Origin of the sequence: Rhodococcus sp. 11-3 (assembly GCF_023704055.1) — a bacterium.
Classification (GTDB): Bacteria; Actinomycetota; Actinomycetes; order Mycobacteriales; family Mycobacteriaceae; genus Rhodococcus; species Rhodococcus aetherivorans.
Genome location: NZ_CP080406.1, coordinates 4895642 through 4916948, shown reverse-complemented (window position 1 = coordinate 4916948; position 21307 = coordinate 4895642). Strand labels below are relative to the sequence as shown.

The 21307-nt window shown below is 68.0% G+C and carries 17 protein-coding genes and 1 pseudogene; 8 read left to right on the top strand and 10 right to left on the bottom strand.

Annotated features, from left to right (window positions below; all coding sequences use genetic code 11):
• Positions 1–61: 61 nt before the first annotated feature.
• The 6 genes from KZJ41_RS22630 to KZJ41_RS22605 form a co-directional block, all read right to left on the bottom strand.
• Positions 62–334, bottom strand: coding sequence for a WhiB family transcriptional regulator (locus tag KZJ41_RS22630; RefSeq protein WP_029545720.1), 273 nt, complete (start codon positions 332–334; stop codon positions 62–64).
• Between the two features lie 47 nt (positions 335–381).
• Positions 382–1194, bottom strand: coding sequence for a PaaI family thioesterase (locus KZJ41_RS22625; RefSeq protein WP_006941798.1), 813 nt, complete (start codon positions 1192–1194; stop codon positions 382–384).
• A gap of 103 nt (positions 1195–1297) precedes the next feature.
• Complete coding sequence (locus KZJ41_RS22620; RefSeq protein WP_006941796.1) at positions 1298–2194, bottom strand: SDR family oxidoreductase; 897 nt, start codon at positions 2192–2194, stop codon at positions 1298–1300.
• A gap of 32 nt (positions 2195–2226) precedes the next feature.
• Positions 2227–3363 (bottom strand): acyl-CoA dehydrogenase family protein, encoded by a 1137-nt coding sequence (locus KZJ41_RS22615; protein ID WP_006941795.1) that lies wholly within the window; start codon positions 3361–3363, stop codon positions 2227–2229.
• A 105-nt stretch (positions 3364–3468) separates the two neighbouring features.
• Entirely contained in the window at positions 3469–4272 is an 804-nt protein-coding gene (locus KZJ41_RS22610) for an enoyl-CoA hydratase-related protein (RefSeq protein ID WP_006941794.1), read from the bottom strand.
• A 491-nt stretch (positions 4273–4763) separates the two neighbouring features.
• Positions 4764–5297, bottom strand: coding sequence for a thioesterase family protein (locus tag KZJ41_RS22605; protein ID WP_102799258.1), 534 nt, complete (start codon positions 5295–5297; stop codon positions 4764–4766).
• Between the two features lie 156 nt (positions 5298–5453).
• Between KZJ41_RS22605 and KZJ41_RS22600 the strand changes: the two genes are divergently transcribed.
• On the top strand, positions 5454–6005 hold the full coding sequence (locus KZJ41_RS22600) for a TetR/AcrR family transcriptional regulator (protein ID WP_029545717.1): 552 nt from the start codon (positions 5454–5456) through the stop codon (positions 6003–6005).
• A gap of 602 nt (positions 6006–6607) precedes the next feature.
• On the opposite strand, the gene KZJ41_RS22595 is transcribed toward KZJ41_RS22600, so the two are convergent.
• Positions 6608–7522: an LLM class flavin-dependent oxidoreductase gene (locus tag KZJ41_RS22595; RefSeq protein WP_006941782.1), complete on the bottom strand. Its 915-nt coding sequence runs from the start codon at positions 7520–7522 to the stop codon at positions 6608–6610.
• A 186-nt stretch (positions 7523–7708) separates the two neighbouring features.
• Here KZJ41_RS22595 and KZJ41_RS22590 point away from each other — a divergent pair, with 186 nt between their 5' ends.
• Complete coding sequence (locus KZJ41_RS22590) at positions 7709–8938, top strand: transposase family protein (RefSeq protein ID WP_251549569.1); 1230 nt, start codon at positions 7709–7711, stop codon at positions 8936–8938.
• Between the two features lie 102 nt (positions 8939–9040).
• Positions 9041–9973 (top strand): oxygenase MpaB family protein, encoded by a 933-nt coding sequence (locus KZJ41_RS22585; protein ID WP_256997116.1) that lies wholly within the window; start codon positions 9041–9043, stop codon positions 9971–9973.
• Between the two features lie 266 nt (positions 9974–10239).
• Here KZJ41_RS22585 and KZJ41_RS22580 read toward each other — a convergent pair.
• Together KZJ41_RS22580 and KZJ41_RS22575 are read right to left on the bottom strand one after the other, a co-directional pair.
• A pseudogene (locus tag KZJ41_RS22580) lies at positions 10240–10755 on the bottom strand (IS110 family transposase); the annotation flags it as partial.
• A gap of 753 nt (positions 10756–11508) precedes the next feature.
• Positions 11509–12072 carry a helix-turn-helix domain-containing protein gene (locus tag KZJ41_RS22575; protein WP_251549668.1) on the bottom strand — a complete coding sequence of 188 codons (564 nt, stop codon included), beginning with the start codon at positions 12070–12072 and terminating at the stop codon, positions 11509–11511.
• A gap of 78 nt (positions 12073–12150) precedes the next feature.
• Here KZJ41_RS22575 and KZJ41_RS22570 point away from each other — a divergent pair, with 78 nt between their 5' ends.
• From KZJ41_RS22570 to KZJ41_RS22550, 5 genes are all read left to right on the top strand, one after another.
• Entirely contained in the window at positions 12151–13722 is a 1572-nt protein-coding gene (locus tag KZJ41_RS22570; RefSeq protein ID WP_251549666.1) for a bifunctional NAD(P)/FAD-dependent oxidoreductase/class I SAM-dependent methyltransferase, read from the top strand.
• Between the two features lie 279 nt (positions 13723–14001).
• Entirely contained in the window at positions 14002–14208 is a 207-nt protein-coding gene (locus tag KZJ41_RS22565; RefSeq protein ID WP_029545710.1) for a hypothetical protein, read from the top strand.
• Between the two features lie 31 nt (positions 14209–14239).
• Positions 14240–14623, top strand: coding sequence for a hypothetical protein (locus tag KZJ41_RS22560; protein WP_232334157.1), 384 nt, complete (start codon positions 14240–14242; stop codon positions 14621–14623).
• A gap of 257 nt (positions 14624–14880) precedes the next feature.
• Entirely contained in the window at positions 14881–19446 is a 4566-nt protein-coding gene (locus KZJ41_RS22555) for an AAA domain-containing protein (RefSeq protein WP_373566489.1), read from the top strand.
• Between the two features lie 412 nt (positions 19447–19858).
• Positions 19859–20005, top strand: coding sequence for a hypothetical protein (locus KZJ41_RS22550; protein ID WP_006930801.1), 147 nt, complete (start codon positions 19859–19861; stop codon positions 20003–20005).
• A 714-nt stretch (positions 20006–20719) separates the two neighbouring features.
• Here KZJ41_RS22550 and KZJ41_RS22545 read toward each other — a convergent pair.
• Positions 20720–21301 (bottom strand): dihydrofolate reductase family protein, encoded by a 582-nt coding sequence (locus tag KZJ41_RS22545; RefSeq protein WP_102799255.1) that lies wholly within the window; start codon positions 21299–21301, stop codon positions 20720–20722.
• Between the last annotated feature and the right edge of the window lie 6 nt (positions 21302–21307).

Below are 21307 nucleotides of genomic sequence, written 5' to 3'. Positions count from 1 at the left end.
CTGATGGACGAACCGGTGGATACCGCCGGGATCGGTTTCATTCCGGCCCTAGGCCCGATGGCTACGGGAATCTCCACAGCGGTCGCCGGTGTCGTTTGCGCTCGCTCTCGGTCAGGCCGCCCCAGATGCCGTACTGCTCGAAATGCGCCAGTGCATGCTTTCGGCATCGGAGAAGCACGGGGCATCGCCGACACACGCTCTTCGCCTCAGTTTCGCGCAGCGCTCGTTCGTGACCGCCTTCGTTCTCCGGTCCGAAGAACAGCGAGGGGTCCGCATCTCGGCACCGGCCGTGCCTCTGCCAGTCCGCGCCGGCGACGACGACCGAGGCTGTCATGAGCACTCCCTGGGGCTGTTGCGGGTCGAAAGGGGTGTCCTCGCCGGTCAGTGGACGGCACTGCAGGTGATGGTGGCGGCGGTGCACGTCTTCCCGGCTGCGTTGCGACTGGAGACTTCGACGATCCCGAGGCTGCGACCCCGGTGCACAACCTTCGGTGCGAAGGTGACGGGTTCGTCCGACGGGCACGGCCGCAGATACGAGATGTGGATCGAAGTGGTGCGGAAGTCCGCGTCGATGGCCAGCGCAGCCGAGCCGGCGATCTCGGAGGCGCACAGAAGCACACCGCCGTGGATGTTGCCCATCGGATTCGCGAGCGTCGGAGACGGGCCGAACTCGATCCCACTGGCCCCACACGCGTGTTCGGCTCCCAGCAGTTCGACGATCGAGCGGGCACGGACTCGAGAGTCCAGATCGTCGGGGGAGACCGCTGGTGCGCCCGGTGGGTCGGTGAGCGGCACTGTCTGGAGGCGGGTGGACCCGCAGGCGATCAGGCGGCCCTGCGCGTCGACGACCCGACCACCGGCCAGCCCGGTCCGTGAGCCTCGACCGAGAACCCGGCTCTCGGCGCGCAGAACCGAGCCGTCGACCGGTGGATCCGCTACAAAGTCGAGGTGGATTTCCGTGCTCACCGCCCAGAATCCCTCGGGCGTCATTCCATTGACGGGATGTCCCATCACGTCGTCCATCACGACACCGAGAGTCCCTCGGCACGCTCGTCCGAATTTGTCGGCAAGCCATGGTCCCGTGACCATTTCGGTGTACCCGTGGGTGTCGTCACCGGTCACGTCGGCGACTCGAAACAGCCGTTCGGCGCCGGTGGAGAAGAACCGGAGCGCGGTGGGGTTGTCGGTGGTCATGGCTCTCCTGACGGCCGTGCGGTGTAGCCGAGTGCGGGAACGCGCCCGAGAGCCTTACCGCCGGAGAGTGATTTCCGGCGGTAAGGCCCGTCGGGCGGGGAGCTCAGACGCCGCGCTGGGCCTTGGCGGCCTCGCTTGCGGCTTTGCTGCGTTCGCGTGCGGAGGCCCAGTCCGCATCGGTCATGGAGGTCAGACCGGCGAAAGTGCCGGGTCCGGCGAGCATCTGGCCGCCGTCCATGGCGATGGTCTGACCGGTGAGGTAGTCGCAGGCATCCGAAAGCAGGAAGATCGTCAGGTTGGCAAGCTCCTCGATGGTGCCCATCCGCCCCATCGGGACCTGGTCGGCCTGCGTGGCGCCGACCGAACTCTTGTCGGTGGGGTTGAGCATCTCCCAGGCATAGTCGGTGGGGATGGGTCCCGGGGCCAGGGCGTTGAGGCGGATGCCGTAGCGCGCCCATTCGACGGCGAGGGACATGGTCATCGAATGCACGGCAGCCTTGGCCATGGCGGAGGGGACGACGAACGCCGACCCGCTCCACACCCAGGTGGTCAGCGTGGACAGGACCACGCCCTTCGTGCCGCCCTCGATCCAGCGTCGACCGGCGGCGTGGGTGGTGTTGAACGAACCGTTCATCACCGTGGACGTCACCGCTTCGAAGGCCCGCGGGCTGAGCGATTCGGTCGGTGCGATGAAGTTGGCGGCGGCGTTGTTGATCACGCCGGTGAGCGGGCCGTGCAGGGTCCAGATCTCGTCCATCGCGGCGGACACCATCTCAGCATCGCGGACATCGACGGTCTGCCAGTGGACCGAGCCGGGCCGCGAGACGGACGCCTCGGTGGCGGCTTCCTCGAGGACGGCGGGCCGGCGACCCCAGAGGTGAACCTCGGCGCCGTGGTCGACCAGGTGGCGGGCGACGCCGCGACCGAGGCCGGTTCCGCCGCCGGTGATGAGGATTCGCTTGCCGGCGAGGGCCTCGGACGTGAACGGGGAGGTAGTCATGCCATCGGGTCCTATCGGTCGGGGAACGGGAATCACAGTCCCAGGCTCTTGCTGATGATTTCGCGTTGGATCTCGTTGGTGCCGCCGTAGATCGTCGGTGCGAGGGATCGACGCACCTGCTCTTCCATGCCGTATTCGCGGGTGTAGCCGTAGCCGCCCATCATCTGCATGGCTTCGAGGGTGGTCTTCTTCGCGATCTCGGTGCACTTGAGCTTGGCCATCGAGCCCTCACGGTTGAGATTGTCCTCCTCACCGGCATCGATGCGTTCGGCAACTTCGTAGACGAAGGACTTCGCGAAGGCGATCTCGGTGGCGAGATCGGCGATGCGGTGGCGGATCGCCTGGAAACTGCCGATCTTGCGACCGAACTGCTCACGTTCGGTGACGAACGCGATGACGTCGTCGAGCGCGCGTTCGGCCGCACCGAGCGACATCGTGGCGATGATGAGCCGCTCGACGCTCAGACCGCGCATCAGGTGACGCCACGCCTGGTTCGGGGTGCCGACCACTGCGGTGACCGGGACGGCCACGTCGGTGAAGTAGAGGTCGTTGCAGGTGCGGGCCTCCATGGTGGCGATGCCGTGGATCTCGAGGCCGGGGGTATCGGTGGGCACCATGAACAGGGTCAGACCCTCGTGCTTGGAGCCGGAGGAATCGGTGCGGGCGAGCAGCAGGATGTGCTCGGCGACGTGGGCCGCGGAGATCCACGTCTTCTGGCCGTTGATCACGTAATGGTCGTCGACGAGCTCGGCTTTGATGCGGACGCCACCGAGATCGGATCCTGCGCCGGGCTCGCTCAGGGCGATCGCCTCGAGCTTGCCCGCGGCCATGTTCGAGACGATCGTGCGCTTCTGCTCCTCGGTCCCGTAGCGCAGGTACGTCTGGGCGGCGGTCAGGCCGGTCGAGTAGCCGGTGATGGGGGCGAGGCCGCGGGAGGTCTCCTCGAGGAAGATGCACTCCTCGACCATCCCGGCGCCGCCTCCGCCGTATTCCTCGGGCAACGACACCGCGAGCCAGCCGAGCCCCGCAAACTTGTCGAGGATGACCTGGCTGTTGGCCACGGTGCCACCCTCGGTCAGCGCATCGCGTTGTTGAAGAGTTTTGCACTCGGCGTCGCAGAACTCGCGGACCGCGACTGCGAACTCTCGTTGTTCTCGGCTGAAGCGCATGTCGACAACTGCTCTCTGTGAAGGACCGGGGAGGGCGACGGAATCTGGGGGCAGGTCACCGGGCGGCGGGACGGTGGTGTCCCGCCGCCCGGGAGCAAGGGATGGTCAGGCGCCGCGGAACTTCGAGAAGTCGGGCTTGCGCTTCTCGTTGAACGCGCTGATGCCCTCGAGTGCCTCGGCGGACTCACCGAACAGCTTGAGCGTGGAGTAGGCCATGTTGCCCTGGGCGATGAAGTGCTCGGTGTCGGCGTTGAGTGACTGCTTGAGCACCTTGAGCGAGGTGGGGGAGAGCTGCAGGATCTCGTCGGCCCACGCCCGGACCTCGGCGCGGAGCTGGTCGGCGGGCACGACCTTGTTGACCAGACCCCACTCCAGGGCCTGCTGGGCGCTGTAGCGGCGGCACATGAACCAGATCTCCCGCGCCCGCTTCTCGCCGATGGCGCGGGCGAGGTAGCCGGTGCCCAGGCCGGCGTCGAAGGATCCGACCCGTGGGCCGTTCTGTCCGAAGATGGCGTGCTCGGCGGCAATGGACATGTCGCACAGCAGGTGCAGTACGTGTCCGCCGCCCACGGCGACACCGTTGACGGCGGCGATGACGGGCTTCGGGGTGTCCCGGATGACACGGTGCAGGGCCTCGACCTCGAACAGGCCGCTGTCGGACGGGCCGTAGTCGCCGGTCTCCATGCGCTGCTTCTGGTCGCCGCCCGAGCAGAAGGCCTTCTCGCCGGCGCCGGTGAGTGCGACGGCGCCGACCTCGGGGCTGCCCCAGGCTGCCTTGAAGGCCTTGACGAGCTCGTCGACTGTGCGGGCGCGGAAGGCGTTGTAGCGGTCCGGCCGGTTGATCGTGATCCAGGCGAGCCCGTTGTCGACCTCGTACGTCACGTCCGTGAATGCGGTGAAATCAGTCATCGACCTGCTGGTCCCTTCCTGCTCGGGTGGCTTCGCCGTCGCCGCGAGAACAGGTCGCGGGGACGGGGTCGTCGGGTTTGGTCCGACCGTATGACAAATGTATCCGCGTTAACGATCGTTTTCAAGGGCGAGTTGCTTGCCGCGTCCTGAGCCCGGGTGGGAACCGCGCAATCTGCCCACAGCGAGGCGGGGGGGAGGGACGATTCCGGTCGAACTCTCGCACGGGATTTCCGGAGAAGTCGGCATCCGCGACCGGCGCGAGATGCGAATGGTCGTGGGCGACATGCTCGAGCGGCTCGTCCGGCGCAGCCCGGGCAAGGATGCACTGGTCGGCTGGGCCGGGGCGTACGCCACCGATGACTTCCGGCGCCTCGCCTCGGGCCGGGGACCGTGCGTGGACGCTGCTCGATCAGGAGTGGCCGCCGGGCGGCGACGAGGTCACGGCCACGATGAAGCTGCGCCGGCGCGTGATCGCGACAAGTATGCGTCGGTCATCGACCGGCTCTGTTGCGCTGTGACCTGATCCCCATCACGCCGCACACCGGCGCCGGCCAGTCGACCCGCTCGGTGATCGCGAGTTCCCGATCGACCGCCTCCGCGACGTCCGGGGCGAACGGAACGACGCGACGGGTGGTGAGGTCGACATGGGGTGCGACGACCTCGAGCGTGTTCGCCAGTGCCTCGGTCGTGTCGTCGACGAGCAGGGCCATGCCGTGGATGATCTTGTCGGAGCGCTCGACGATCCGGAAGTAGGCCGAGACTCTATGGCCGACGTGCACTTCCGCGTAGTACTTCAGGTGATGCTCCGCGGTGAAGAAGCCCTGCTTGCGAGTCGCCCGGTAATCGTCGGTGAGGCCGATCCGGCGAAACGCGATGTCGATCGCTTCGGCACCCAGGTCCAGGTAGTGCCGGATATTCATGTGGCCGTTCGCGTCCTCGAACTCCGGCGGGACGACCAGTGGGCCGTACTCGCGGGGAAGACGAACGACCTGGTCGTAGGTGGGCAGGGTGACAGTGTCGGTCACGGGATCTCCTGACGGTTGCGGTCGGTTGCCGGCGCATCGAGATCTGCTCGGCGCGACTGTCGGCCGGCGCCGTTCCTGTCGCCCGGGTCGGCGCCGCATGGCGGGGAGCGTTCCCGGAGTATAACGATCGTTCACGCATCGTGCTAAACTCGCCGAGTGGACAGGAGCCGGAAGATTCTCGATATCGCCGCGGAACTGTTCTACGAGAAGGGATTCCATGGTACGAGCGTCGACGAGCTGGGCGCTCGCGCGGGCCTCACCGGGCCGGCGATCTACCGTCACTTCTCCGGCAAGGACGAGATCCTGGCCACCCTGTTCGACGAAGCGATGGACGAGCTGATCCGCGCCGCGGAACCCGTGGACGAGGACGCCGACTCCGACTTCGAGCGTCTGGTCCGCCATCATGTCGAGTTCGCGATCCGGCACCGGCACCTGGTCAATGTGACCCAGCGTGAAGACCGGTCACTGGTGGACCCGTGGCGTCGCAAGGTCAACCGCCGGCGCAAGCTCTACGTCGGCTGTTGGGAAGCCGCGGTGGCCCGGTGCCTCCCTCGGGCGACGCCGGCGGAGGTCGCCGTCGCGACCCAGACCTGCTTGGGCACGATCTTCTCGATCGCCTACTGGCCGAGCAAGGTCAGCCGCACCCCCGGACTGGCCGACCTCATCGTCCGTCTCACCAACGAGGGGCTCGACGCCTTCCGCGGCTGACTACCGCCACCACCGTCCGCACCCTGGGGCCGATGCGCTTCGGTGCCGCGGCGCTCGGGAGCGGCGCGCACCGAAGTCGAACATCCTGGCGGCGTATGGCGCGACTCCAGATCGTCCAAAGCTCCGGTACCGCCTACGAGTTGACCCAGGTTCCCTCGGCGGCGAGTTTTCGGCTCTGCTCGAGATCTCGCCCCCGGCGCTTGTATTCCTCCGCGTCGAGGACGGTGGTGGCGGCGTCGTCGAGCAGCGTGCGGACCGTGGTGAGGGCAGTTCTCTGCCGGACAGTGAACTCGGCGGTGGGATCGGCATCGGTAAGGACGAGGAGGCGAGCGGTGCTTCACCGTCGTCCGACTGTCACAGTAAGCCGCCCGGGCGACGCCGGGGCCGTCGAGGTCGGTTCCGGACAGCGATCGGCCCGATGCGTGGACGGCGTCGGAGGAGTTCAGTGCGCGGCGCACGAGAGGGCAGCCCGAGCGAACGCGGCGCGGTGTCGACACGGATCTGGTGCCGGGTAGGAGCACCCCGCGGGAGTCGTCTGCGACAAGCACGCCGGCGGACGCGAAGCCGGCGTGTGCGGAATCGGAGCCCGAGGTGCGGCGCGATCAGCTCTCGACGAGCAGCTTCCGAACGGCGGCGGCGTGCTCGACGGATGCCTCCATGGAGGTGGCGGCGGGGATGAGCGTGATGCTGTCCGCTCCTGCGTCGACGAACGCGCGCAGCCACTCGGCCACCTGTTCGGGCGTGCCGGCCGGTGCCAGGTGCCGGAACTTGTCCCGGGGCAGGCGGTAGAGCGTCTGCATCTGCTCGCCCACCAAGTGGTCGGCCGTGGCGGCGTCGTCGTCGAGACCGCACCAGACGGTGACCCCGAAAGTGCTCAGAGTGCGGTTCTCGCGAGCGGCGGCCTCGAGAATCGCGGTGCGGGTTTCGCCGAATCGGCGGGGGGTCGAAAAGATGGCGAGCCACCCGTCGCCGTACTTCGCGGTTCGACGGATCGCGGCGTCTCCTCGGCCACCGATGACGATCGGCACGGCCGGTTGGGGCGGGGGCAGGATCCGGGCGCGCTCGAGGGTGAAGAACTCTCCGGTGTGGGTGACCTCTTCGCCGGAGAGCAATGCTCGGAGAACCTGGAGTGTTTCGTCCAAGCGGCGCCCCCGGGTGCGGGGGTCCACCCCGGAGTTGGAAATCTCGGAGCGGTCCTCGCCGCCGACTCCTGCGCCGAGGACCAGCCGCCCTGGGGCGAGCTGCGCGATGGTCGAGATCTGGCGCGCTGCGAGCATCGGATGCCGCAGCCCCAGCAGATAGACCCCGATGACGACGGAGAGCGTGTCGTGGGCCGCGAGCACCGAGGTGGCGGAGACCATACCGTCGAAGCCGGTACCGCCGTGGAAACTGATGTGGTCCCCGACCGTGATGTGATCGAGCCCGGCGTCGGCGGCCGAGTTGAGCAGTCGCCGTCGCGCGGCGGGGTCGGGAACCAACAGGGAATCGGTGATCGACAAACCGACTTGGACCGCCACGAGAACCCCTTTCCGAAGTATTGGACTGACCATAGGTCCGAAATCGTCGAGTGGCAAGGGGGCGCGTTGACTCATCCAAAATGCGCGCGTAGAGGTAGTCGTTGCCTCAAATGAGAATGCGCGCGTACGGAGCGCCTGCCGTGTCCGGCCTGGGCCGGGCTGTAGGCCCGGACGATGGGGCTGTCGATGAGTCAACGCAAGGCCGTGACCAAGACGATTGCGACGCGGTACGCCCGGGCCGACAAGGCCACCAAGGGTGTGATCCTCGACGAGTTGTGTGCGACGACCGGCTGGCACCGCAACCACGCCCGCAAGGCGTTGACGCAGGCGTTGCACCCCACGACGGTCAGGGGACGCACCCCGAGATCGCCGAAGTACGGCTCGGAGGTGGTTGCGGCGCTGCGGTTCTGCTGGGCGGTGCTCGGTGCGCCGGCGGGTAAACGCCTCGCGGCGGTGCTGCCGGACCTGGTGCCGATCCTGCGTCGGTTCGGCGAGTTGAGCATCGACGACGCCACCGCAGCGTTGTTGGTGTCGATGTCGGCGGCGACCATCGACCGTCGGCTGGCCGAGGACCGGCGCAGGCTCGATCCGAAGGGCAGAGCGCACACCAAGCCGGGGTCGCTGCTCAAGTCGCAGATCCCGATCCGCACGTGGGCGCAGTGGGACGACGCGGTGCCCGGGTTCGTGGAGATCGACCTGGTCGGGCACGAGGGCGGCAACGCGGTCGGCGACCATGCCTACACGTTGACGGTCACCGACATCGCCACCGGGTGGACGGAGAACCGGAGCGTGCCGAACAAGGCGCGCAAGTGGGTGCTCGCCGCCCTCGAGGAGATCGCCGGCATCCTGCCGTTCCCGATCCGCGGGGTCGACTCCGACAACGGCAGTGAGTTCATCAACCATCACCTGCTCGCCTGGTGCGCGCAGCGGCAGATCACCTTCACACGGTCCCGGCCCGGCAACTCCAACGACGGCGCGCACGTCGAGCAGAAGAACTGGGCGATCGTACGGACCGTGGTCGGCTACCACCGCTACGACACATCGGCAGAGTTGTTGTTGCTCAACAGTATTTGGGTTCTGCAGTCGAGTCTGTCGAACTTCTTCTGCCCGCAGCAGAAGCTGATCTCGAAGGTCCGTGACGGGGCGAAGGTGACCAAGAAGTACGACACCGCGACCACTCCGCATCGTCGCGTCGAGCGGCACGATGCCGTCGCGGCCGAGGACAAGGCGATCCTCGCCGGCACCTACGTCACGCTCAACCCGGCAGCGATCCAGCGGCAGATTCAGGCCCTGACCGCCGAGCTGCTCACGCTCACCACCGCCAAGGCCGGCCCGGGGCGTAGCCCCATCGTCGAGCCCTCCTCCACGCGCGCATCCTTGAATGAGTCAACGAAGCGCACCTCGCGCGCATCTTGACATGAGGCAATAGGGGGGGTGCCTCGGGGGCCGAGCTTTCGCGACCTTGACACGCGTCGTTGCCGCGCCCAAACTGACAACGTGCGTAGTCAAAGTGAGCTCGTGCCACTCTGCCCCGACAGCCTGACGTGGAGGTACTTCGGCGGCTGGCGCGGAATGTTGTTCGGCCCGTGGGCCGGATCGATGCAGAACATGCACCCGGGCCTCGGCGCGGCCGTGGAGGAGCACTCGCAGTTCTTCGACGAGCGCTGGGAACGCCTGTACCGGTCGCTGTACCCCATCTACGGCGTCGTCTTCGACGGCCCGCGCGCCCCGGACACCGCCGCCCAGGTGCGTGGCTACCACGACACGATCAAGGGGATCGACAAGAAGGGCCGGCGCTACCACGCCCTCGACCCCGACACGTTCTACTGGGCGCACGCGACGTTCTTCTACAGCCTCGTCGTCTCGATCGAGTGGTTCGACGGCCCGCTGTCCCTCGCCGACAAGCACAGGCTGTTCGACGAGCACGTCCGGTGGTACCGGCTCTACGGGGTGTCGATGCGGCCCGTCCCCGGCAGCTGGGAGGACTTCCTCGCCTACTGGGACCGCATGTGTCGGGAGGTGCTCGAGGACAACAAGGCGACCCGCGACGTGCTGGACCTGTCGCACCTCGACCGGCCGCCGTTCCTGCGGTGGGTGCCCGCGAGCGTGTGGACGGTGCTGCGGCCGCCGATGACGCGCGGGTTCGTCTGGCTCACGATCGGGCTGTACGACCCACCGGTGCGCGAACTCATGGGCTACACCTTCTCCCCACGCGAACAGCGGCTGCATCGGCTCGTCGGCCGCTCGATCGGATTGGGGGAGAAGCTGATTCCGCGTCGTTATCGCTACCACCCGCGGGCCCGGGCAGGCTGGGACCGCGCATCGGGCCGTATCCCGGCGGACGCGCCCGTCGTGCACACGCCCGATCGCAACCTGCCGCCGGCGCATCTGCTGGACAGTCCGATGCACTACACGGGGGCACACGAGAATGTGAGCGGCGGCACGCGCTGAACCGTCGCGGGCGGTGGCGTCATGGCTGGACCGCTCGCAGGGGTGCCGGAATCCGGTCAGGGGCGCAGTGGGACCTTGGTGGCGCGCCGCTTGTCCATGGCTGCGTAGGCTTCGGCGACCAGCGCGAGGGGCGGGGTGAGGTCGAAGACCTTGCCGGGCTCGATGCGTCCGTTCCAAACCCGGTCGAGCAGGTCGGGGAGGTAGGCCCCGCACCGGGGCGGGTCCGCCGCGCAGCCCGACGTTCTTCTCGAGACGGAATCACGGACTCGATAGAAGGTCTTGTTCTTGAGCATTGCGTAGAGGACGTCGCAACGTCGCCGGGCCAGGTAGATCAGGGCGACGTTGTGCTTCTTACCTTCGGCGTGTTTGCGGTCGTAGTAGGCACGGCTGGTCGGGTCGTGCAACGCCGCGAACGCGGACAGGAACAGCGCTCGTTCGAGCTTGTGGTTGCCCGACCGCGCGGGGTGCTCGCCGCGGATCGAGGGGCCGGACCGGTGGGTGACCGGGGCGATGCCGGCGTAGGCGGCCGGATGGGCCGCGGAAGTGAACGCCGAACCGTCGCCGACCTCGAGCAGGATGCGAGCTGCAGTGCTGACACCGATGCCGGGCATCGACATCAAGACTCGGGAAAGAGGGTGGTCGTCGAGCATCCTTTCGACGTCTTCGGCGATGTTCTTGCGCTGTTGCAGAATCTCTTTCGGCGTGTCTGCGCGTTTCGGCAGGACGATCTCGGCGGCGTTGCTGCCTGGCACCGTCACGGTTTGGGCAGCGAGGGCGGCGAGGGACGTGGTGGGGCAGGTGAGCACGCCGCTGACGGTGATCGGTGCGGTGGCCACCTCGTACACCGCCTGCGCCGTCGCCGCCAGGCCGGCACCGGGTGGTGCCGGTATCGGGCAGGTCCACGCGCGCCTCGCCGCGGCGGCCACCGACCTCGAGCCAACTTCTTTCCCCAACGCGACGGCGGCGCCCGACCGACCGTGCGAGGCAAAGACTTGTTCCTGAACGTGCTCGCGATCAGTTGGGTGCGGGAGGCCGCCTTGGCCGATGAGACGTCCGGCGGCGCGCTCGAAGACATCATGCGGGCGGGTTGGGCCACGTGACCTCACGGTCAGCGGTCTCGACACGCCTTGTCACGTCGGTCGAGAAGCTTTCGGGTTGCGACCGACAACGCTGCCCGCGGTTCTGGGGGCGGTCTAGAGCCTCGACCGCGCCTGCGGTCCCCTTGCGTGCGGGGCGCGGCGAGATGGTGAGTGACGTGCAGGCCCCCAGCGCAACGCATACCCGCGTAAATGCAGAGCTGGACGTCCGTAGCCTCAAGTGTCATGTACGGCGCAACTCCTCCCGCGCAATGGAGTTGAGGGTGCAGTTTCCGGTGGGTGGGGGTGGTGTGGTCGTGCCGACGTTGGCGGTGTGGGCCCGGTGTCCGAGGTTGTCGGGGCGGTGAGGATCGGTATCGCCGCGCCAAGGCCGTGCTCGTCGCCGGCCGCCGGTGTCGGTGGGGTGTCGGGGGTGCGTGGTCGGGGGCTGGGCGCTTGTCATGAGCGCACGTGCATGCGTTCTCCTTGGGGGCCGAAGATTGCGAGCACTTCGCAGGGGGTGGGTCCGGGGTTGCCGATCCAGTGCGGTGTGCGGGTGTCGAATTCGACCACTTCTCCGGGTTCGAGCACCAGGTCGCGGCTGCCCAGGATCAGGCGCAGTCGGCCGTTGAGCACGTAGAGCCACTCGTAGCCTTCGTGGGTTTGCGGCGTCGGGTGGGCGACGTCGTCCACGGTGGGCAGCACCATTTTGAAGGACTGGAGGCCCCCGGGGCGGCGGGTCAAGGAGAGGAAGGTCCGGCCGTGCCGGGTCACCGGCTTGGACCGGATTCTGGGGTCGCCGGTGTCCGGGGCGTCGACGAGTTCGTCCAGTGCGACCCGGTGGGCGCGGGCGAGGGGGAGCAGCAGCTCGAGGGTGGGCTTGCGCTGTCCGGATTCCAGTCGGGAGAGGGTGCTGAGCGAGATGCCGGTCTCCTCCGCCAGGTCGCTCAGGGTGGCTTCCCGTTCGAGTCGGAGCTGTCGTAGTCTCGGGCCCACGTTCTTCAAGACGTCCTGGTCTTCCATGTCGCTCAGTGTGCCGGAGTTTTGCCAATCCGGCAAGGATGTTTGCCATATCCCGGGAGGGGTCTGCACCCTGGAGGCATGACGGAGAACGAGAGTTTCGATGTGGTGGTGGTCGGTGGCGGCGCTGCCGGTTTGAGTGGTGCGATGGTGCTGGGGCGGTCCGGTCGCCGGGTGCTGGTGCTCGACGCGGGCGAGCCTCGCAATGCCCCGGCCGAGCACGCCCACAACTATCTCGGCCGGGAAGGGGTGCCCCCGCTCGACCTGCTGGCCGACGGCCGGGCCGAGGTGGCGGCGTACGGGGTGGAGCTGGCGAGCGACCGCGTGACGGCCGTGACCCGCACCGAGCACGGTTTCGCCGTGGCCACCGGCAGCGGACGCGAGGTCACCGCCCGGCGGGTGCTGGTCACCGCCGGGGTGGTGGACGAGCTGCCCGATGTCCCCGGCCTCGCCGAACGCTGGGGCCGCGATGTGCTGCACTGTCCCTACTGCCACGGCTGGGAGGTGCGCGGTCGAGCGATTGCGGTACTGGCGACCAGCCCGGTCGCGGGACACCAGGGTCTGCTCTGGCGCCAGCTCACCGACGACGTCGTCCTCGTCGTCGCCGACGGGGTCGAGCTGCCGGCCGCCGACGTGGAGCGGATGGCCGCGATCGGGGTGCGGATCGAGCACGGCACTGCGCGGGAGGTCGTCACCGACGGCGACCGGCTGATCGGGGTGCGCCTGGCCGACGGCTCGCTGCTCGAGCGCGAGGCGATCGTGGCGGCCTCCCGGCCGCAGGTACGCCTCGACTTCCTGACCTCCCTCGGCCTGGAGCCGCAGCACGTCGAGTGGGGCGGGGCGCCGGTGGGGTCGGTGATCGCGGTCGACCCGGTGGGGGCGACCGCGGTGCCGGGCCTGTACGCGGCCGGCAACGCCACCGACATCGGCATGACCCTGATCGGCGCGGCCGCTCACGGCACCCGGGTGGGAGCGTTCGTCAACGCCGACCTGGCCGCCGAGGACGCCGACCGCGCGGTCGCCGAGCGCCGGGCCGAGCTGTTCGAGCAGCCCGCCTGGGAGGATCGCTACTCCGGGGAGCGGGTCTGGAGCGGACGCGTCAACCCCCAACTCGAGGCCGAGGTCTCGTCCCTGACACCCGGACGGGCCCTGGACGTGGGCTGTGGTGAGGGCGCCGACACGGTCTGGTTGGCCGGCCGCGGCTGGTCGGTCACGGCCCTGGACTTCGCGGTCGCCGCCCTGGAGAAGACGGCCGCGCACGCAGCCGAGGCCGGCGTCGGTGACCGTGTCACCACGGTTGCCGCCGACGTCCGCAGCTGGCAGCCCGGCCAGCAGCGATGGGATCTGGTGTCCTCGCAGTTCCTGCATCTTCCCGACGGCGGGATGGTCGAGCTGACCCGGCGCCTCGGCTCCGCGGTCGCCCCCGGTGGCACCTTGCTGGTGGTCGGTCACCACCCCGACGACCTGGCGACCGGGCTGCGCCACGGTCACCACTGGTTCCTCTTCACCCCCGAGTCGCTGATTCCGGCGCTCGAGGACGGTCAGTGGGAGGTCGAGCTCTGCGAGGTCCGGTCCCGGACCACGGCACACCCGCACTCCGGGGAGCAGGTCACCGTCCGCGACTCGGTGCTGCGGGCGCGACGACGCGGCTGAGCCGGAACGGTCGTGACGAGACAGGCCATCGACCGTGCGGTCGACACCCGCGCCGGCGCACCGACGGCCGCCGTTGCCGAGCCCGTGGCACCGCGCGACGGTGCCGCTCGTGTCGCGGCGGACCTCGCCCACTTCGACGAGGTGACCCCACCGCCGGTACCTCCGGCCGGCGGTGCGACCCGCACAGCAGACCATCGCGCAACTGCTGGCGTTCCTCGACAGCGCCGACCTCGCTCCGGTCGTCAAGGCGGCCGCCCAACTCGAGATCACCCACCCGGAGTGGACCTTCGCGGTCTTGGCCGATCAGACCGGGGCCAAGGCGACGAGCACAGCCTCGCACCGGTACAAGAAGGCCAGGACATCGCTCTCGCCGCCGGATTCAGCATCCCGCCGCTGCCCGACCTGGGCGAAACCCTCGCCGGCAAGGGCGTCGTCGATGTGGACGCGATACCGTTCCGGGCGTGCGCGGAGCTGGTGGTGCGCTGACGGCCGGCACAAGAATCCCTATGCCGCCTCGGTGTCCGTCCACGACGAGGACGACTACCGGCGGATGCGGCTACTGGTGACCGACGACGGCAAGGCCGGCGCCGCCCTGCACGGCGACGAGATCGTCTCGGTGTCCGCGCACCGGGACTGCGCCCACCCGCGCGCGGCACGCGCGATGGTCCGGTACGCCACCGCGCTCGATGGCCGCCGTCTGGACTGTGTCGACACCGTGCTGCCGGACCTGTATGCCGACGCCGGGTTCGTGCCCGCCGCGCGAGTGCGGTGGAACGACGACTACGCCCCTGCCGGCTGGGACTACGACAACTTCCGCGCCTTCAACCAGGGCCGCCGGGACGTGGTGTTCCTGGCCGACGACCCCGACCGGGTCGGCGGCAGGTATCCCCGGGGGCTATGAGCTTGCGTCTGCCGTGACGTACCCGCCCGTACCATCCCCCCGTGCACTCGATAGCCGTCCTTCACGCAGGCCAGGTGCGATCGCAGTGACGGGTTCGGGGGGCCGCAATCGGCGACAAGCGAGACCGGACACGGACATGCCGGAGGTGGTTCCTAAGCTGGAGTTGCCCGGTTTCCGTCGACGGGCGGAAGGACGTCCGCAGGGTGAGTGGAGTGGGTGTGGAGCCGAGGGTGAGCGAACCTGAACTCAGGGATCGCGTGCAACGCCTGCTCGCCTTTCTGGCCGAGCTCGTCAAAGCACGGAGCGCACCTGTCCGCACCCTCGACAAACACCGTGCCGTGCTGTCGCTCGACGAGAAAAACCTCGACGTCGGCCTGAGCGCCGATGCCGCGGCAGGAGACGTCGTCCTCCGCGCACGGCGCGTTGTCCTCGAAGATCCACCGCGTCCCCCCGCGCTGGTCGCGAAGTATGTGCAGGGGGCAATCGACAACTCCGCCGCCGAACCCACACTCGACCCACAGGCCCCCGACGCCGTCGACGGCGTCGAGATCTGGTTGGCGCAATGGCGGGCGTGGGCGGCTGTGGATCGGGAACGACGGCCCGCGTCGCAGCTGTACACGTTCCTGCAGCACGCGATGCTGGACCTCGACGCCCAACCGGAATCGCTCGAGCTCGTCGTCGCATCGGGGTTGCTGCACCTCTCCGACGATGTCGCAGGCGCGCGGGTGCACACACACTTGATCACCCAGTCCGCCCTCATCGAGCGGCACGAGGAATCCGGCGACCTGCTGGTCCGGCTGAATCCCGACGCCGTCCCGTCGCTCGAAGACACCCAGCTCCTCACCGGATTGGAAGTGTTCGATCCATCGAGTACCCGCGACCTGCACCAATCCCTCGCGACTCAGGTCGCGTCGCCCCTCGACCCCGCGGCTCGGGTGTTTCTCAAGGACTGGACCGACCGGGCACTTACAGTGCGCGTGGACGTCGTCGACCAGGCGGAGGAGGCATCGTCGCCCGAGGCGTTCGTGAGACCGTCGCCGGCTCTGGTGCTCCGCAAGCGCGGCGCCTATGCGCTCATCGAGTACTACAACCGCATGAGCGAGGCCGTCGCCGACGAGTCGAACCAGGTGCCGCTGGGTCTGGCGCAACTCGTCGAAGCGATCGAACCGGCCGACCGTGTCGCATGGCTCGACCGCATCGGCACACCGTCCGCGCTGTTCGCCGATGATCCGTTGTTCCCGTTGCCCGCGAACGATGAGCAGCGCGACATCCTCGATCGCCTCACCGGCGACAGCGGCGTCGTGGTCGAGGGCCCACCCGGTACTGGTAAGACACACACCATCGCCAACCTGGTGTCCGCGCTGCTCGCGGGTGGCCAGCGCGTGCTGGTCACCAGTGAGAAGGCTCAGGCGCTGCGTGTACTGCGCGACAAACTTCCGCTCGAACTGCAAGAACTGTGTGTGGCGGTGACCGACCCGGCGCGGGGAGGGTCTGCGGAGCTCAACCGCAGTGTCAGCGAGATCGCTACCCGCAAGGCGCAATTCAACGGGCGGCGCGCAGCGCAGCGCATCGACGAACTCACCACGCAACGCAACGACGTGCTCAACCGTCGGGCGATCCTGACGGAACAGATCCGGCAGACGCGCGCGCAGGAGACGGTCGTTCACACCGCGGTCGCCGCCGGTTACGAGGGGACGGTCGCGTCGATCGTCCGGAGGGTCCGCGCACAGGAATCCGGACAGGGGTGGCTGCCCGCACCGCTGTTCACCGACGCCCCACCTCTGAGCGTCGACGAATTCATCACCCTCCATGCGCTTCATCAGCGGTCGAGCGTCGAGCGGGCGCGTCGCCGGCACCAAGCGTTCCCCGACTTGTCCCTGCCCACCCAGACAGAGGTGCAGGACGCGTGCGCCGCGGTCGCACAGGCATCGCAGGACGTGACCGGCGAAATGCCGGAGTTGCTGCGGGTACTCGAGGGCGCCTCCCCCGACATACTGGCCCGTATCCGCGATCTCTGCGAACAACTGCAGGGCGCTCTGCACGATGCAGAACGGCTCGACCTGGGATTTCAACGCGTGGCCGACGATGTCCTGTCGGGGAGGGCGCAGCACCTGTGGGGAAAGACCGCCGAGTTCGCAGGTCTCGTGCAGGCCGCGCAGGAGGCCGATCGCGTCGTCGGTGCCAGCACGGTGGCAACGCCGGTGACCGGGCGGCCCGCGTTCGAGGCGTATGACGCGCTGGCTCGCAAGCTGGAGGCGGGGGACACATGGCGCAGTGGCCTCTCCCGGTTCCGGAGGAGTGACGAGCAGTCGGCGGTCGAGGCGCTCGGCGAGCCTGCGACCGTCGACGGGGTCGCGGCCACGACCGCCCACTCGGTGCGTATCGTCGCCGAGCACCTCCGTGCGCTCGACGCGGTGCGGGTCGTGGGGATCGTCCTGCGCGATCTCGGTATCGACATCGCACTCGACGAGTCACGCAGCCGTGCCATCGGCACCCTGGCACTGATCAACCGGGACCGTGGCATCGTGGACAACCTTGTCACACGGGTACGGGATGTCGAATCGGCGTTACGAGACATCCACCCTGGTGCGCCGCGGCTTGTGAGTGTCGAACAGGCGCGGTCGGTTGCGGAGTCGGCGCGGGCAATCGCCGCGGTCGGCACTGCGCAAGCCAGCAAGGCCTGGCTCGAATCCGTCGGCCTGTATGTGCGGGGCCAGATCGCCGGGGGAGCGTCGCCCGAAGGGCGCGCCCTGGCACGGGCCTTCCACGATGCGGACTTCGACGGTATCAATGCAGCTTTGGATGCATGGGATCGTGCGGCCGGTGAACAGCGGGAGGAGCTCGAACTCTTGTCGCTGCACGCGCGTTTGACCGACGCCGCACCGGCGCTCGCGCAGGCCATCGCCGAAGATCCGTCGTGGCCGCAGTGGCCGGTTCGTCTGGCAAACATCGAGAGCGCGTGGGCGTGGCGTCGCGCAGAGCAGTGGGTGCGGAACGTCAACGAGGGGCGTGAGGACGGGCAGTTCGAACGTGACCTCGACGCGGTCGAGAAAGACATCTCGCGGTTGACCACGCAGCTCGTCGCGGAGAAGGCGTGGAGCGCGTGTCTCGACCGCACGACCGCCGAGCAGGTCCAAGCCCTGCACTCGTACCGCGACCATGTCGCGAGTATCGGAAAGGGTACCGGGAGATATGCAGAGCGTTATCGGGCTGCAGCGCGTGAGGCCATGCAGGTCGCGCAGGGTGCGGTGCCGGCGTGGGTGATGCCGTTGCAGCAGGTGCTGTCTTCGGTTCCGCCTGTACAGAACCTGTTCGATGTCGTCATTGTCGATGAAGCAAGCCAGGTCGACATCAGTAGCTTGTTCCTGCTGTGGTTGGCGCCGCGTGTGATCGTGGTCGGGGACGATAAGCAATGCGCGCCGAGTGCGGTGTCGTTGGGTGCGCTCGACGGAGTGTTCCGTCGTCTCGATTCATCCCTGCCCGACATCCCGAAGTACTTGCGCGATAGTTTCACTCCCCGCTCGAGCATGTTCTCGTTGTTGCGGTCGCGGTTCGGGAGCATCGTCCGGTTGCGTGAGCATTTCCGATCGATGCCGGAGATCATCGCCTGGTCGAGCGAACAGTTCTATGCAGACGACCCCCTGGTTCCGTTGCGGCAGTATGGGTCCGACCGCCTTCCGCCTCTGCGCACCACCTACGTCGACGGTGGTGTCGTCACCGGACAGAACTCGACGTTGACGAACCGTGTCGAGGCCGGTGCCCTCGTAGACACTGTGGTGCAGTGTGTCGAAGACCCCGCCTACGATGGGAAAACCTTCGGCGTGGTGGTTTTGCAGGGGCAGTCGCAGGTCGACGTCATCCAGAACGAACTGCTCGACCGGCTCACCCCGCACCAATGGGACGAACGCAGACTCCGTGTCGGCACGCCTCCGGATTTTCAAGGGGACGAGCGGCACGTGGTGTTTCTGTCCATGGTGGTCGCGCCCGACCAGAACATCGCGGCGATGACGAGGACCGAATACCAACGACGGTTCAACGTCGCCGCATCGAGGGCACAGGACCAGTTGTGGTTGTTCCATTCGCGGACCGTCGACACGTTGCGGCCGACGGACCTGCGGCATTCGCTGCTCACCTACATGCAGTCGACGTCGCCGATGCCTGCGGCGCCGATGCCGGCGGGTGTGACGGGTGAGGAGCGGCACGAGGCATTCGACAGTCTCTTCCAGCAGGAGGTGTTCCTCGACATCGCTGCCCGCGGATATCACGTGAACCCCCGGGTGGAGGTGAACGGTCACGTCATCGATCTGGTGGTGACCGGCGCGGCAGGCAAGCTGGCTGTGGCGTGCGACGGCGAGCAGTGGCACACCAATCCCGACCGGCAGCGCGCCGACCTCGAGCGTGAACGTGAACTGCGCCGGAGCGGGTGGAGGTTCTGGAGGGTCCGCGAATCCGAGTACTACCTCGATCCGGACGCGTCGATGTCGGGGCTGTGGGGCGAGCTCGAGCGGCGCGGCATTACCTCCGAGGGTGCGGATGTCGTTGCTGTGTCCGACGCCGAGCCTTCCGGATTCACCGAGTCGTCGGTGGCCACGCCGGTGTCGTCATCGCTGGCTGACACCATTGTGGAGGCACTCGGGAGTGAGGAATATCCGGTCGTCGAGCTTGCCGATCGGCTCGAGATGGACTGGACGGTCGTTCTCGCGGTGCTGGAAGAGCTCGTCGTCGCGGGGCGGGTCGACGCGTTCGTTGCGCCAGGGCAACGGACGAACTATCGGGTTGCGGGTGTAGTCGATCGCACTGCCGACGATGGTGCCGGCTTCTGACCGAATCGGATGATCGGACGATTCGTAGGTCGGGTTTCGAGACGTTGGTGCCGCTGACCTCGCGGGGATCGGCGCAATGCCGGAGTTCGACCTCGTGGAGTAGGAGTGGTGACGACCAGTTCGTCCCCCGGCGCTATGTCTTCGTGTCTCGTACTCGAGGCACGCGGGTGTGGACCTACGGTCGTGCCGGTTTCCTGAGCTCAGGACGCGGACGGTCCACCACTGTTTTCTGCTGGCCAAGCTCGACGCCGAACCGGACCGGCGGTCGGTCGGGGACGTCTTCGGCGCCCAACCCGTCCCGGGGTCCGGTCCCGACGACGCGTCAGCAGGCCGAAGCCGAGATCAAGGCCCTGGCCGGCGCCCGGCCCGGGAATGGGTCATCTGGAAGGTCTACGACCGCAGCCGCCGCCAGTTGGCCAGCGTCGTCGCCCGGGACCTGCGCACCGGCAGGATCGCCGCGGTGCGCAGATCCGGGCTGCACATCGACTCCCGCGTCACCCCGACCGCGGACGGCCGCTTCGTCGTGGAGATCGCCCGCACCGCCGAGAACGCTTCCTGAACAGGGAAATGCACGTCCCCTCGCCGTTCGGGGCCAGACCGTCCCCTCCGGGCCGCAGGACAACGGCGCGGGACGTCGGGTGCGGCACCCGGTGCGGGGGTACGGCACACTTTCGGGCATGACTTCTGTGGGAGCCCGGTGTGGAACAGCAGTGCGCCGATGATCATGGACCTTCGCCGAGGGGCTCGACTTCGCCGGCACGAGGGTCCACCCGATCACCACCCACACCGTGAGCGGGCTCTCGGCGGTCAGCCGGCGCACAACTGCTCGCGCACGATTATCTCGTAGTGCTCGGCCGTCAGGCATGCCTGACGACGCAATCGGGAAAGGGGGCCAGAGCCGACTCCGGCCTGCCGTCGACAGGCCGGATCGACCATCCGGAAAACGGCATCGATCTGGTGACCGGACTACGTAGCGACACGCCGTCCTGCCGACACCGGACTCGTTGCACGGCCGCGTAGGCATCTCTCAAACACGGAGGTGAGGGACGTTGTCCGACGAGACGCAGCGGGATATCGGGTCGATCAGACTGCCGCAATGGGGCCGTGTCGAGCGAGGCGGTGGCATTGTGGGCTCTTCACAGTTGAGGGTGTAATCGCTGGCTGGATGTTGGCTGGCGCGTCGGTCCCGGGGCAGCGATGCGCAAACGCAGCCGGAGGCCCGATCTTGTGTCACCGTTCGCAGTGGACTTCTTCGAGTACCCGCTCAGATCGGTCAACGGCGCACCCGATAGCGCAGGTGAAGCACCCGGTTGCCCTGAATCACCACGTCGGGATCCTCCAACAGGTGCTGTGCGTGGACCGACCCGAAGTAGCGCTTGCCGGACCCGAACACGACGGGTACGACGTCCATGCGCACCTCGTCGACCAGGCCCGCGGCAAGCACCTGGCCACCGACGTCGCCACCGGCGACCTCGACGATGCGGTCACCCGCGAGCTCCTGCGCCTTGGCCACGGCTGCCTCGACGCCGTCGACGAAGTGAAATGGCGCCTCGGGGGCCCAGCCCTCGGGCTTCGGCCGGTGCGTCACGACGACCACGTGGTCGACCCCGCCCGGAGGCGTCCCCTCCCAGCCGTCCGTCATGTCGAAGACGTGGCGGCCGACGATTGTCGCCCCGATCTGGTCCCAGTACGGCCGGGTGTAGTCGTAGGACGTCTGCGACACCTTCACCTCGCCGCTCTCGTCCAACGGGACGTCACCGCTGGACAACCAGTCGAACAGCGGTCCGGGCTGGTCGTTCTCGTCCGCGACGAAGCCGTCCACCGACACCGAGCTGTACGTGACCACCTTGCCCACGGGGCT

Bases quoted from the DNA above. Each gene is read 5' to 3' on its own strand.
- KZJ41_RS22630 (WP_029545720.1), bottom strand. From the start codon at position 334: ATGACAGCCTCGGTCGTCGTCGCCGGCGCGGACTGGCAGAGGCACGGC.
- KZJ41_RS22625 (WP_006941798.1), bottom strand. From the start codon at position 1,194: ATGACCACCGACAACCCCACCGCGCTCCGGTTCTTCTCCACCGGCGCC.
- KZJ41_RS22620 (WP_006941796.1), bottom strand. From the start codon at position 2,194: ATGACTACCTCCCCGTTCACGTCCGAGGCCCTCGCCGGCAAGCGAATC.
- KZJ41_RS22615 (WP_006941795.1), bottom strand. From the start codon at position 3,363: ATGCGCTTCAGCCGAGAACAACGAGAGTTCGCAGTCGCGGTCCGCGAG.
- KZJ41_RS22610 (WP_006941794.1), bottom strand. From the start codon at position 4,272: ATGACTGATTTCACCGCATTCACGGACGTGACGTACGAGGTCGACAAC.
- KZJ41_RS22590 (WP_251549569.1), top strand. From the start codon at position 7,709: ATGAGTCAACGCAAGGCCGTGACCAAGACGATTGCGACGCGGTACGCC.
- KZJ41_RS22575 (WP_251549668.1), bottom strand. From the start codon at position 12,072: ATGGAAGACCAGGACGTCTTGAAGAACGTGGGCCCGAGACTACGACAG.
- KZJ41_RS22570 (WP_251549666.1), top strand. From the start codon at position 12,151: ATGACGGAGAACGAGAGTTTCGATGTGGTGGTGGTCGGTGGCGGCGCT.